The sequence below is a fragment of the Ensifer sp. Root558 genome (assembly GCF_001427045.1).
Lineage (GTDB): Bacteria > Pseudomonadota > Alphaproteobacteria > Rhizobiales > Rhizobiaceae > Ensifer > Ensifer adhaerens.
This window is the reverse complement of record NZ_LMGC01000011.1, coordinates 34,995-49,318: the sequence shown is the minus strand read 5'-3', so window position 1 is coordinate 49,318 and position 14,324 is coordinate 34,995. Positions and strand designations below refer to the sequence as shown.

7 protein-coding genes and 2 pseudogenes are annotated in these 14,324 nt (G+C 60.7%); 8 read left to right on the top strand and 1 reads right to left on the bottom strand.

From position 1 onward, the window contains the following. Positions 1-2: 2 nt before the first annotated feature. From ASD63_RS13070 to ASD63_RS13055, 4 genes are all read left to right on the top strand, one after another. On the top strand, positions 3-1,376 hold the full coding sequence (locus ASD63_RS13070) for a UbiD family decarboxylase (protein ID WP_034791751.1): 1,374 nt from the start codon (positions 3-5) through the stop codon (positions 1,374-1,376). A 4-nt stretch (positions 1,377-1,380) separates the two neighbouring features. Then, positions 1,381-1,962 (top strand): UbiX family flavin prenyltransferase, encoded by a 582-nt coding sequence (locus ASD63_RS13065; protein WP_034791753.1) that lies wholly within the window; start codon positions 1,381-1,383, stop codon positions 1,960-1,962. A gap of 1 nt (position 1,963) precedes the next feature. After that, complete coding sequence (locus ASD63_RS13060) at positions 1,964-2,902, top strand: XdhC family protein (RefSeq protein ID WP_060529469.1); 939 nt, start codon at positions 1,964-1,966, stop codon at positions 2,900-2,902. A gap of 147 nt (positions 2,903-3,049) precedes the next feature. Next, complete coding sequence (locus ASD63_RS13055) at positions 3,050-4,756, top strand: adenylate/guanylate cyclase domain-containing protein (protein WP_034791891.1); 1,707 nt, start codon at positions 3,050-3,052, stop codon at positions 4,754-4,756. A 258-nt stretch (positions 4,757-5,014) separates the two neighbouring features. Here the strand turns inward: ASD63_RS13055 and ASD63_RS36145 are convergent. Then, positions 5,015-8,984, bottom strand: a pseudogene (locus ASD63_RS36145) (PAS domain-containing protein). A gap of 536 nt (positions 8,985-9,520) precedes the next feature. On the opposite strand from ASD63_RS36145, the gene ASD63_RS13040 reads away from it, so the two are divergent. From ASD63_RS13040 to ASD63_RS13030, 4 genes and pseudogenes are all read left to right on the top strand, one after another. Further along, positions 9,521-12,526 carry a PAS domain-containing protein gene (locus ASD63_RS13040; protein ID WP_082572883.1) on the top strand — a complete coding sequence of 1,002 codons (3,006 nt, stop codon included), beginning with the start codon at positions 9,521-9,523 and terminating at the stop codon, positions 12,524-12,526. After that, positions 12,523-13,149 (top strand): annotated as a pseudogene (locus tag ASD63_RS36140) (response regulator); the annotation flags it as partial. The gene ASD63_RS13040 and the pseudogene ASD63_RS36140, both read left to right, overlap by 4 nt. A 15-nt stretch (positions 13,150-13,164) precedes the next feature. After that, positions 13,165-13,557, top strand: a complete 393-nt coding sequence (locus ASD63_RS36135; protein WP_234798899.1) for a response regulator — start codon at positions 13,165-13,167, stop codon at positions 13,555-13,557. 105 nt (positions 13,558-13,662) lie between these two features. Continuing rightward, positions 13,663-14,301: a response regulator gene (locus ASD63_RS13030; protein WP_060529466.1), complete on the top strand. Its 639-nt coding sequence runs from the start codon at positions 13,663-13,665 to the stop codon at positions 14,299-14,301. Positions 14,302-14,324 lie beyond the last annotated feature (23 nt).

Below are 14,324 nucleotides of genomic sequence, written 5' to 3'. Positions count from 1 at the left end.
ATATGACCCAGTACCACAAGCAAGATGTCCGCAGCTTCCTCGCCGACTACAGGGCGGAGCACCCCGAAGATATCATCACCATCGACCAGCCGGTCTTAGACGATCAGGATGCGACAGCGCTGATCTGGAACCTGGCTGAGCGGGGGCGACATCCCATGCTGCACCTGAAGGATGTCAGCGGCGCCGGCAGCGAGGTCCTCTGCAACATCTTTGCCTCACGCGATCGTATCGCCCGTCTGCTCGGTTCGACCGCCGACAGGTTGCACGAGGCCTACCAGGCGCGCGCCAACCGGCCGTTCACGCCGGAAGTCCTGAAGGAAGGTCCGATCACGGAGGAGATCGTCTCGGGTGATGCCGTCGATCTCAACGCGTTGCCGATGCTCAAGCACTTCGACACGGACCGGGCGAAATACATCACCAGCGGCATCATCATCGGCGAACATCCCGAAACCGGCGCCGGCAATCTCAGCTACCACCGCGCGATGATCCATTCGAAGAATTCGCTCGCCACCTCGCTGCATTCGCGTGGCCATCTCTGGCGGCTGATGAACATGGCCAAGGAGAAGGGCAGGCCGATGCCGGTCGCGATGGTCATCGGCGGCCATCCGCTCTTCATGATCGCCGCCTCTGCCCGACTTGCCTTCGGTGAAGACGAACGCGATGTTGCCGGCGGCCTGATGGGCGAGCCGCTTCAGGTGGTGCGGACGCCAAAGCACGGCATTCGTGTTCCCGCCCATGCCGAGATCGTGCTCGAAGGTGTGCTGGATCCCGAGGCGCATGTGGAGGAGGGGCCGTTCGGCGAGTTCACAGGCTATTCCTCCGACCGCTCGACCAACAACCTTTTCACCGTCGAAACCGTCATGCGCCGGCGCAATGCCATCCTTGTCAGCGTGGCCGGCGGCAATTCGGCCGAACACCTCAATCTCGGCCGCGTGCCGCGCGAGGCCGAGGTGGTGGAGAAGCTGAAGGCGCGATTTCCTTCGATCACCGCGGTACACTACCCCTCGTCGGGCACGCATTTTCACGCCTACATCGCCATGAACCAGACGCGTGAGGGGGAGGCGCGGCAGGTCATGCTCGGCCTTCTTGGCTGGGACCAGTACCTGAAGACCGTGGTCGTGGTGGACGCGGATGTCGATATTACCCGCGACAGTGAGGTGCTCTGGGCGCTTGCCACTCATTTCCAGCCGCACAAGGACGTCGTCATCATCGAAGGCCTGCCAGGCAATGCGCTCGACCCCTCCGCCAGCGGCATCGGCACGACCTCGCGGATGGGGCTCGATGCGACGCGCGGCCCGAATTTCCATGGCGTGCGCGCCCGCATCAGCGACGAGGCCTGCGCGCGCGCCGCAGCACTCCTGAAAAGCGCGGGATAGGGCGATGACGCATCCAAGACGCATGATCGTTGGCATTTCGGGCGCGTCGGGCGTGGTCTACGGCAAGCGCATCCTCGAACTGCTGCGTGACCTCGAGATCGAGACACATCTGATCATGTCGCGCGCGGCCTGCATCACGCTTGCGGCCGAGGCGACGTTTTCCAGACAGGACCTCGAAGCGTTGGCGACGACCACCCATTCCAACAAGGATATCGGCGCCGTCTGTTCCTCTGGCTCCTACAAGACGCTCGGCATGATCGTCGCCCCCTGTTCGGTCAAGACGCTGGCCGAGATCGCCACGGGCACGACGGACAACCTCATTTCCCGTGCGGCCGACGTGGTGCTGAAAGAACGTCGTCGCCTCGTCCTGATGCTCAGAGAAACGCCGCTTCATCTCGGCCATATCCGTAACATGGCGCATGTGACCGAGATGGGCGGCATCATCTATCCGCCTGTCCCAGCCTTTTACGCGAAACCTCAGAGCATCGAAGACATGGTCGACCACACCGTCGGCCGCGTGCTCGATCTCTTTGATCTCGATCCGGGTATCGTGCGCCGCTGGCGGGGAACGCAGGGAGTGGAGTGAGATGACGATCCGCATCGCCGCCGATCCGGAAACGCTTTCGCCAGAACCGCGCGCTGCCTTCCTGTCGGACGATGCAATCGAAGTACTGTCTTTCGCCGCTCGATCGCTCGAAGAGGGGCAGTCAACGGCCCTCATCACGCTCGTCGAAATTCGTGGCGGCGCTGCGCGCGCCCTCGGCGCGCAAATGGTCGTGCGCAGTGACGGTCTCTATTGCGGTTTCGTCTCCGGTGGTTGCACCGAAGCGGCCGTGGCCGCCGAAACCATCACCGCTCTTGGAAAAGGCCTTGATCGCACGCTTCGACTTGGCGAAGGGTCCCCGTTTTTTGATATTGTCCTGCCCTGTGGCGGCGGCATTACCCTTGCGATCCATGTATTGGCGGACGCGGCCATCTTGCGCCAGGCGCTTTCCACCCTCCAACGTCGCTCGCCGGTGGGTCTACGCTATCATCCTGGCAAGCGCGCCCTTTCGCTGCAGCACGGCAGCGAGGCAAGCGGCTGGTACGGCGAGAGTTTTGTGCGCGCCTACCGGCCGAGGCCGCGGGTCATCCTCGCCGGCACTCCGCTCGAGATCGATGCGGTTGCCCGCGTTGCTGTTGCGGCCGGCTACGAGACAGTCGCGCTCGAGCGCGGGCAAGTGCCTTTGCCTGACGAACTAGACGGCGACACCGCCGTCGCGCTCCTCTTCCACGATGTTGATCGCGAGTTGCCGCTGCTTGATGTGGCGCTGACGTCGAATGCATTTTACATCGGCGCCCTTGGCAGCCGCCGGACCCATGCGAAACGCTGCCAGCTCCTGCGTGATTACAGGGGAGATGAGCGTCTGCTTTCTCGCATCAAGGCGCCGATCGGCCTTTTCGACAAGGCGAGGGATGCACGTTCACTCGCGGTCTCGGTCGTGGCCGATATCGCACACGCGCGCCTGCGGCTCGACTGGATGTAGGTCTCCCATCCGAAGACAAAGGGCGCCGATAAAGTCGCTCAATCCTCGATGGAGGCGGAGGTCGCCTGGCATTACCTCTTGCGACTTGTTGACTCACTCGCGGTTGAACAATACCTTACGAGCTCGGTCGTTAGGCTTGTCCTCAACATGACGGATCAATCTCTTCAGCGTCGCCTTGCCGCCATCGTGGTTGCCGATGTGGTGGGATATTCACGCCTGATGGAGGCTGATGAAGTCGCAACGCTGGCGGACCTTAGGAAACTCCGTTCTGGCGTTATCGAGCCGGCTGCGGTGCGTTACAAGGGTCGCATCTTCAAGGTCATGGGCGACGGATTCTTAATCGAATTCGGTAGCGCAGTGGACGCGGTCGCAGCAGCTTTGGAAATGCAACGGGCCACCACTCTTGTTGAAGCTTCCGCAGACCGGCGCCTGCTTTTGCGTGTAGGGGTCAACCTGGGAGATGTCATCGACGACGGTTCAGACGTCTTGGGCGACGGTGTCAATGTCGCGGCGCGCCTAGAGACGCTGGCCGCACCGGGAGGTATCTGCATTTCAGCCAAAGTTCACGGCGAGATCGTCGGCAAGATCGGCGACCGTTTCTTTGATGCAGGCGAACGCTACCTAAAGAATCTGGCTCGCCCGGTCCACGTGTGGCATTGGCCGGATGCGCTGCAGAGGATATTGCCGCTGCCCGAATGTCCCTCGATCGCTGTATTGCCGTTCACGAATACGAGTGGGGATGAAGCGGACGCGCCTTTCGTCGACGGCTTGACCGAAGACCTGATCACCGACCTTTCCCGTACAGCCGGCCTGTTCGTCATCGCGCGCAATTCCGTCTACGGCTACAAGGGCAAGCCAGTCGACGTACGGCTCGTCGCTCAGGATCTCGGCGTCCGCTACGTCCTCGAGGGGAGCGCCAGACGCGCCATGGGCCGTGTCCGCATCAATGCACAATTGATCGACGCGATCGGCGGCCAGCACTTGTGGGCCGACCGGTTTGACAGGACGGTGGAAGATGTTTTCGAACTACAGGATGAAGTTAACGCCAAGATTGTTGAAGCCCTCATCGGCCGACTGACCATCCCGACGCAGCGCAATCGGCCGAAGAATTTTGAGGCGTACGATCTGTGTGTGCGCGCCCGCCTGCTGACGGAAGAGTCGCCGCAAACTGCGCGTGAGGCTTATGTGTTGCTCCAGCGCGCGGTTGAGCTGGAGCCATCATATGCCGAGGCGCTCGGTCTGCTCGCCTATAATCGTTGGCTGGCCTGGACTCACTTCGGCGAGCCCGAAGATCCTAACCGTCAGATGGCGGTGACGTTCGCGCAGAAGGCCGTCGACCTGGATCCCAACGATGCCGGCTGCCGTTACGTTCTGGGGACTATTTTAGCTTATGAGCGGCGATGGGAGGAATCAGAAGCCGCCTTCGCCAAGGCCCTGGAGCTAGACCCCAACCACGCCGACACCTGGGCCGCCATGTCGGACATGTCCGTGCTGGACGGCAGGGTTACCGACGGACTGGCACAGATCGAAAAAGCTCTGCGGCTCAATCCCTATCCAGCCTGCTGGTATCTTTGTCATCTTGGGCAGGCGCAATACGCCGCGCGTGACTATGAGGCGGCAACGGCTACACTGCGCAGGAAAGACACGTATCGTACCAACTCACGCAAATTCCTGGCTGCGACGCTTGCGCAATTGGGCCACCTTGAGGAGGCGCGGCGAGAAGCAGAATTGTTCCTGATCGCCCACCCTCATTTCACGATCGGCCATTGGCTCGGCTCCCAGCCGCTGCGCGATGCATCTGTCCGGGACCACTTTGCAGACGGCTTCCGAAAGGCTGGTCTACCGGAGATGTGACAGCGGGGAGGATGGGCAATCAGCCTGCGGGCAACCTCATCCTTTTGACTAGCGAAGATATCAATGCGCCTATCGCGCACGGCGGCATGTCCGACCAGGACACGACGGTCACCTTGGCAGCTACTGGCCCTGTGCGGACAGCGGACTCCTTACCGCTACCGGAATTGCATGCGAACGCTATCGGCTGGCGGTGGTGAAGACCATAGCGTGCGCCATACGCGACCGAGATCGTATGCAGGTAGTCCTATACGGCAATCATCATGCCGTTAGGTTGGATTCAATCGGCAGTGTGAAAACAAACGTCGATCCTTGGGGCTCGTTCTTTTGTGCCCACAGGCGTCCGCCGTGGGACTCGACGATCGACCGGCAGATCGCCAATCCCATGCCCATGCCGTCGTTTTTCGTGGTGAAGAAAGGTTCGAATATTCTGTCGAGGTTTTGGACCCCCGTGCCGCAATCGCTCACGGCGATGCGGATTGCGTCTTCGATACGCGTCGCATGCAGGCTGACGATGCGCCGATCCGCCGTGGATGTCATCGCTTCTATGCCGTTTCGGATCAGGTTGACCAGTATCTGCTGAAGTTGCACGCGATCGATAGCGACCGGAGGAAGGTCGCTTTCGACGTCAAGCTGGATGCGAACGCGCCGCCGCATGGCTTCTTCGACCAAAAGGTTGCGCACTTCGGCAATGACGCTGTCCACCGTTGTGCTCATCCCGGGCTCCACGGATCTCGTGAACAACGCGCGGATGCGGCTTACCACGTCTGCGGCAGCATTTGCGTCGCGCGTGATGCGTTCTACCGTCCTTTGCGCTCGCGCAAGGTTTGGCGGCTCAGCAGAAAGCCAGCGTTGGCATGCATGGGAATTTGTCACGATCGCTGCCAACGGCTGGTTCACCTCATGGGCGATCGAGGCGGAAAGCTCGGCGAGGCTGGCGGCCTGAGACGCACGCGCAAGACCATCGCGCGCAGCCCGCAGATCCTCCTGGGCCCGAACTTCGCTGTCGATGTCGATGCAAATGACGTTCCATTGTGCGATCAGTCCATCGGCGTCCCTCATGGGCGCTGCCCGGGTCTCCACCCAGCGATACTCTCCGTCCGACCGGCGAAGTCGATGCTTCTGCGCATACGGCGTACCGGTGGACAAGGCATGGCCGCAGTTCTCATGGACCTGAGGCATATCGTCGGGATGGACGGCAGCACCAAGCGGGCCTGACGGTCGTGCTTCTCCCGATCCATCGGGCGCTTCCAACTTGTATCCCAGATACTCGCGAAGCTGTTCGCTGCGGTAGACAGGATCACCGTTCGGGTCGGTGCATTCGACCATCGCAGGCAAGGTTTCAATGAGTTGACGAAGCGAGCGCTCGCGTTCACGCAAGACCTGTTCGACGCGGAGCTGATCGTCGATGTCGTGACAAATGCCGAACCATTGCAGGATCTGGCCGTTGGCGTCCCGCAAGGGAGCGCCGCGGCCCGACATCCAGCGATAGACGCCGTCGCAACGGCGCAGCCGGTAGGTCAAGGAGAAGTTTTCGCCGGTGGCAAAGGCCTCTCTCAGCGTGGCATCCATCTTCGCTGCGTCGTCCGGGGTGAAGCGCGGCTGTAATCGCAGCGGGGAGAACGCTGCCCGATCCCTGATAGTCCTTCACGTCATGTCCGAGGAACTCGATCAGGCTCTTGCTGAAGAAGACCGGGTCCCCATCCGAGTTTAACCGCCAGAGTGGGCTCGGCACCATGTCGACCAGTTGCGAGAGTTCGCGCTCCCGATCGAAGAGCTGTTGTTGGACACGCACTTCATCGTCGACATCAATGGCAACGGCATACCACTGCACGATCGTCCCGTTTTGATCGCGTAGTGGCTCGCAGCGTCCGTCGACCCATCGGTACGCCCCGTCGGCGCGCAGCATGCGATATCTGTTTGAGAAGGGTTCACCGGTGGAGAAGCCGTGCGTGGCGTTCTCCCGTACGGATGCGATATCGTCCGGATGGACGACAGAACGCATCATCGCGCCCGCGCGGGTCGTTCCCGGCTTGTCCACGTCGATGGCATCGAATCCGAGGAAGTCTACCAACCGCTTGTTCAGAAAGCTGAGTTCACCGCCGGCGGTCTGCCGGGCTATGAAGGCCGGTACCATATCGACGAGCAGGGACAACTCGCGCTCGCGATCGTACAATGCGTTTTGAGCACGCATCTGATCGTCGATATCGAGCGAAACGCCATACCATTCCTCGATCTCTCCTTCCTGATTGCGGCGAGGTTCGACCCGGCATTCCACCCAGCGATATCCGCTTTCAATTTCAAGCCAACGAAATCGCAACGTTGCGCCGCTACCGGTCTTGAAACATCTTTGCAGCATGTCTCCGACCGCTGCGGCGTCGTCGGGATGGATCAGCTTCTGAAGCAGACTTTCGATACTCTGCTCTCCGTGCGCCTCGAAGCTTGCGACAACCGCGCGGAAGCGGTCCCTGAACTGTTTGTTGAAGTAGACCGAGCCGGTCGATGGCGTCGCGCTCCAAATGCGGACCGGCACTGCGTCGATCATCCGTTGAAGCTGACTCTGACTGCGGCGCAATGCGTCCTCGGCGTGCGTCAGATCATCGATGTCATGGCACATGCCGTACCATTGGACGATATTCCCGGAGTGATCCCGCATTGGCTCTGCTCGGCTCGACATCCAGCGAAAGACGCCGTCGGCCCGGCGCAGGCGATATCGCATGGCAAAGGCTTCGCCGGTTTCGAGGCAATGGCGAAGCAGATCGACGAACGCGCCTGCCTCGGCGGGATGTACGGAGGCTTCGACCATGGCTGCGAGCCGGGTTTTCCCCGGCTTGTCCGTGTCACAAATGTCCAGGCCGAGAAAGTCGACCATGCGCTTGTTGAAGAAGGTGGGCTCGCCATCCGGCGTCAAGCGCCAGACGTGGCTTGGAACCATGTTGACAAGCTGCAGCAGCTCCTGCTCCCGTTCGCGCAGTGCAGCCTGAGCGCTCACTGCGTCTTCGATGTCGACGGAAACGCCGTACCACTGCAGAATCGTTCCGGCTTCGTCACGCAAGGGCGCCGCCCGGCTCTCGACCCATCGATGGGGACCGATTGCCCGCCGCTGACGGTACCTTCCTTCAAAGGTCGTGCCCGCTTCGAACGCGCGTTTCAGCGCTTCGTCGGTGGCAATACGGTCATCCGGGTGAATGTCCGTCAAGGACCGCTTGCCATTGGCTGCAATCAGATCCGTCAACGCCAACCCGGTCGTGTCGGTGGCCCACTTGTTGAGGTAGCTCGGCGTTCCGTCAGGCGTGGCGCTCCAGATGAGAGCCGGAACGGCGTCGGTCAAGCGTTGCAGCCGCAGTTCACTTTGACGGGCGGTGAGCAACGCCAGTTGGTGCTGCCTGGAAATGGCTGCGACGACAAGCGCCGAGAATGCGGAAATCACGAGGAAGAGCTGCAGCATGACCTGCTGTTGCCTTTGCGATCCGGCGTCACCGATAAACTGGCTGTCTCCGGATATCGTGAGCGCCATCGTAATCAGTGTCAGGAGCGTCAAGGCGACGGCAGCGCCTCGAAATTCGAAACGTGCGGCCGCCCAAAGCAGAAACGGCAAAATGATGTAGGGCGAGGGAAAGAAGCGAGCGCTTAAGGAAAGCGCAGCAACGCCGAGGAAGATGAAACAGAGAACGGCAGCCTCCGTCCAGTGTGCCACGGACAGGCCGGTTTCTCCGCGCCAGGAGCGCACGAGGACCAGTACCAGGGGCGCCACCAGCAGGATGCCCGTTGCATCTCCGATCCAGAATAGTGGCCACACTGATGCGAATGTCTGGGACTTCACGCCGAACCAGGCAAGGGTTGCACTCCCGACGGTCGCGCTTGCGAGGGGCGCTACTCCCGCACCCAAAACAACGAAAGCGAGGACTTGTTGAAGGGTTTCCAGCCGGATGGGACGGCCAGTGGCGCTGCTGAGCAGCATCGCTCCGGCGGAAGCGCAGAGTGCATTGCCGGCGAAGATCAAGAAACCTGCAGGAAGCGGGCTGTGAAACCACACGAGCTGGGCAAACATCTCGGCAAGGCAGCCGCTGATTATCCACCATGGCCAGCTGTGGGGAGACGTGAGGATGAGTGTCGCCATGAACACGCCGCCGGGAGGCCAGATCGAGACGGTGATGCCCGGGACGATGGCGAGGACATTCGCAAATCCGCAGCCCAGAACGTAAGCGGCGAAGAACGCGACGAGATGCAAAAGCTGCGGTCGGCTTGATCGGAACCGCCGCCAGTGGGAAGCTCGCTCGAGGGACGGTCGTTCGGTGGGCGCGCGCCGCAACGCGCTTCCCGCAGGCCCCAGCGACGTTCGATCGAGCCCTTGCACCGGATGATCGACCGTCTCTGGATGGCTGTCGCCAATTGCTCTAGAAGCTGATTCCATCGGCTGCTCCGATCGGACAGAGAAAGCCTGGGCACCGTGGGGCCCACCAAGGCACTGTAATCGAAGTCTGGCGGGGCGAACCAGCCATTCCTCTAACCCTATCGCAATCACGGCCATGCCACAGCCTATGGAAGTCTATGAGAAGACGTGCTGCCAGGCGAGGCCGGATGCTCCTCTTCGCCTATGCTCAAGTACAGCTTAGAATAGACCGCACAGTTGTCATAGATTTCCATAGGATGCGGGCGGGACGCGGCGAGAATAGGATGGGCGGACAGTTTGCGCAGTCCGAATCTCGAGAACAACTGCTATGCAGAGCGCTGATAGTGGCTTTCCTCGTCCTGCAGGAGAAGGTAATGACGAAGGCGTTCGATTCACCTGACGAAATCGGGCTGGAGACAATGCAGGCGGTGCGGATCATCGAAAGCGTGGTCGGAAACGCCTGGGCGGCGAATTCGGCCGGCCAGATCGTTTGCGTCAGCCCTGCGGTGCTGTCGCGGTTGGCCTTGACGCTCGAGGAGTTCAGCTCCCAGTCGGACGGTGGTCCGCTGGGATGGCGACGAATGATCCATCCGGATGATTACGAGCGGTCAATGGCGCTCTGGCGCTGGTGCCTTGAAACCGGACAGCACTTCAACATCGAACACCGAACTCTGCGCGCAAGCGGCGCTTACGGTTGGAGCCGAACATCTGCTCAGCCCTTGCGTGAGGGTGAGGATGATATCGTTGGCTGGTACGGTGCGATCATCGACATCGAAACGTCCGCCGCCGCGGCTCGCTTTGTCGATACGACGGAGGCGGCCGTACAGGAATTGCCAAGCTCATTGAGCGGAATTCACCCCGACGACCGAACTGCAGCGGCGCATGCAGCTGCGCGTGCATTCTGGACGGGCGTTCCGCAAGTCACGAGGCACAGACGGCGCCAGCCCGACGGCAAGTATCGGTGGACGGAAACCCGCGCCGAGCCCGGATACAGCGTCAGCGTCGATATCGATGAGTTGGTGACGGATCGCGAGCCTCGCATGGTTGCGGCATCCGATAGCGCTGGCGAACCAGAACCACTACGGTCTGCGAGAGCTGTCGAGAGCATATTTGGCAATGGCTGGGCGTTCGATGCGCGCGGACGCTGGATTTACCTGCATCCATTCGCGCAGAACTCGCTCGGCGTCACGCCGGAGCAACTGAACATTTCCGTTGACCAAGGTCACACGGCCTGGAAGCAATTGCTGCATCCGGACGATTACGAGCGGACCGCAGCGGTATGGAATCGTTGCCTGGAAACGGGGGATGACTTCAACGTCGAGTTTCGCTTCCGCCGCGTATCGGGAAGTTATGTCTGGGCCAGAACTGCCGCCCGGGCCGCCCGCGACGCTCGAGGCCGTATCCTGGGTTGGTTCGGCATCGCGCTCGACATCGATGTTTACAAGAAGACCGTCGAGGCGTTGCGTGGCCGAGAGCTGGAACTCTCGCAGCTTGTTGACATGGTCCCGGTTCACATTCGCCGACTAGGCCCCAACGGCGAACCGACCTTTTTCAACAAGCGCCTGCTTGATTTTTATGGGTGGAAAGATCTTGCGCAGTTGGAAACACCGGCTGGCAGCCGGCTGGCGACGGCGATGGAAATGCTCGTGCATCCGGACGATTCCGCGCGCCTCCTGGAAGCGGTCCGCCATTCTGTTGCGACCGGCGAATCCTACGGAATGAAGTACCGTTTGCGCCGCTCGGACGGCGTCTATCGTTGGGTTGACGGACGCGCGGTGCCGCTGATCGACGGGGAAGGGGCGATCGTAAACTGGTATGCGATCTCGATCGACATCGATGACGAGATGCGTGCGCAGAACGCGTTGCGCGACCGCGAAAGGGAACTTCTGCAGCTTGTCGACATCGTTCCCAGTCTGCTTTGGCGCCTGAACCGTCAGGGTGAGCCAACGTTTTTCAACAAGCGGCTGATGTGCTTTCTAGGTCTCGACGCTGCCAATTCCGAACAACGAGACCCGGGCCGCCTGGCGTCCGCCTTCAGAGCCTCCGTGCACCCGGACGATGCTTCAGGCCTCGAGGAGGCATTGAGCCGGTCTGTCGCCACCGGTGAGAACTTCTCAAAGCGGTTTCGCCTGCGCCGGTCGGATGGCGTCTATCGGTGGGTTGAAAGCAATGCAGAACCCTTACGCGACGATAGCGGGCAGATCGTGCAATGGTACGGGCTGTCACATGATATCGACGACCAATTGCGCGTGGAAGATGCGCTGCGTGAACGGGAGCGGTCATTGTGGCAACTGGTTGAGACGTTGCCGGCGATGATCGACTGCTCAGCACCAAACGGCGAGCCCGTCTATCGCAGCCAACAGTTGCGGGAGTTTCTCGGGTATAGTCTTGAAGACCTGGACGGAACGGGGAAGTCCCGGCTGGACGCAACGCTTGATGCCGGGGTACATCCCGACGATGTCGCAGGCGTGAAGAAGAGGTATGCCCATTCCCTGGCCACCGGCGAACCCTACGCGCGCAAGCATCGCCTACGCAGGTTTGACGGCGCTTATCGGTGGGTCGAGACCAGAGCGGCCGCCATGCGCAATCTGGAGGGTGCGATCGTCCAATGGAACGTGATTTGCCTTGATATCGATGGCGAGGTTCAGGCTGAGAACGAATTGCGCCTTGCGCAAGAGAGACTTTCCAGAGCCAGTCAGTCGGCGAGCCTGGCCGAGCTTTCGGCGTCAATCGCCCACGAGGTGAACCAACCATTGGCAGCGATCGTGGCCAATTCCAATGCCTGTCACCGTTGGTTGCTGGCCGACCCACCCAATCTCGAGCGGGCAAAGATAACTGCCGAACGCATTATCCGTGACGCCAACGCCGCCGCGGAAGTCGTAAGCCGCATCCGCGCCCTGTTCAAGCAGCGTGTCGAGCCGCAGAGCGATAGCGATCTCGTGAGCGCAATCGCCGAAGCTGTTCATCTCATCGCGGAGGAGGCTATTCGCCGTCGCGTTCGGGTCGACGTCGATATCGAGAAAACCCTTCCCTATGTTGCGGTGGACCAGGTGCATATTCAACAGGTTCTGGTGAACCTCATTCGCAACGGCATGGATGCGATGGAGGCTGTGGTCCGCGACCGCGTCGTTCGGGTCCAGGTCCGTCGCGTGGGGGATTTCGTCGCGACGGAGGTCAGCGACATTGGCACGGGGGTCGAGTTTCCGGAACGAATATTCGAATCCTTCTTTACGACGAAAGTGAACGGAATGGGGATGGGCCTGGCAATTTGTCGTTCGATCATCGAGTCGCACGGGGGGCGGTTGTGGGTGCAAAACAATGAAACCAATGGCGCAACCTTCACGTTTACCTTGCCGATCGAAGTGGAAGCAGCGGCATGACGAACGAGGAATACACAGTCTTCGTCGTCGATGACGACAATCGGATCCGCGAGGCACTGTGCGAGCTCTTGGCCTCACACGGCATCCAGGCGATCGCCTTCGGTTCGGCCGGAGACTATGTCAATTCGCAAAAGCCGGATGGGCCCGCCTGCCTGCTTCTGGATATCGAGTTGCCGGACATCAACGGGCTGGATCTTCAAAGCGAAATAGCCAAAGGGGAGCATCCGCCGATCGTGTTCATAACCGGTCACGGAGACATTCGTTCGTCGGTGCGGGCCATAAAGGATGGTGCGGTCGATTTCCTGACCAAACCGTTTACCGACGCGGATTTGATGGCCGCCATTCATGCGGCCATTGCCGAGGACGAGAAAAGACGGGCCGAGCGGGCCGAGTTCGGAAAGCTGAAGCGACGCTATCTTGACCTGACACCGCGCGAACGGGAGGTGCTGCCGCTGGTCATAAGCGGCCTGCTCAACAAGCAGGCGGCTGCGGAACTCGGCATCAGCGAGGTGACCCTGCAGATCCACCGGCGAAATGTGATGCAGAAGATGAAGGCAGGCTCGTTTGCCGACCTCGTGCGCATCGCCGAACGTTTGAAGATACCTGTTACCCATGCCCGCAAGACAGGCGTGAAATCGATGGCTTTGCCGCATCGGCAGGTCGTCGCGATCGTTGACGACGATCCGAGATTGCTGGAGTCCCTGGAGGATCTGTTGGAGTCGGCCGGTTACTCGGCTCGCAGCTTCTCGTCTGGCCGATCGCTGCTTTCCGCTGGGCTCCCGGGTCTGGATGCGCTCATTACGGACATAGGGATGCCGGGAATGGACGGGTTCGAACTGAGGGACCTGGTCAAGACGAAAGAGCCGGACCTTCCTGTTTTCCTGATGACCGGCCGGCACGAGATCGCCGATCAGTTGAGTGTGCGCGACCGGACGAGCTGCTTCAGAAAACCCTTCGACGCGCAGGTTCTGCTGGCCACGCTGGCCGCCGCATTGGGTGACCGGGACGTAGAGGGAAACGATGAAACTTGAGATGCCGCTCGAGCCGACGGTCGTTTCGCACGCGCACCGTCAAAGCGAACGCCCGCTCGTCGTGATCGTCAATGATGCATGCGGGACGAAACAGAGGCCAATCTGATGCAACACGCTCAAACCAAGACGGAAGAGCCTGCGGAACCGATCGTCTACGTCGTCGACGACGACGAGGCCATGAGGGAAGCGCTGCTCGATTTGTTCATGGTGACCCAAAAACGAGTGACTGCGTTCTCGAACGGGCCTGAGTTTTTGGAGACGGCAGACATCCGGGCGCCCGGTTGCCTTGTTCTTGATTTCAACATGCCAGGGGGCACGGGTCTGGACCTCCAGGAGCATCTTTCTCTTGCTGGTAGTCGCCTGCCGGTGATCTTTCTGACGGGGCATGCAGATGTCCCGACCAGCGTAAAGGCGATGAAGGCTGGCGCCATGGATTTCATCACCAAGCCGTTCGCCGATCACGATCTGCTTGAGGCGGTGGAGCGTGCCATTAAGCTCGACGCCGAGCGCCGCAAGGTCGAGGCGGAACGCGACCGGGTCCAGGCGCTGGCAGATACTCTTTCTCCTCGCGAGCAGGAAGTGATGTTTGCAGTCGTGAGTGGCCTGATGAACAAGCAGGTCGCCTACCAGTTCGGCATCAGCGAAATGACCGTGAAGCTCCATCGGATGAGCGTCATGCGCAAGATGCAGAGCCGTTCGCTGGCAGATCTCGTGCGAAAGACAGAACAGCTACGACGGAATTGAGCAACTCGCAGCCCTGCTGGAAT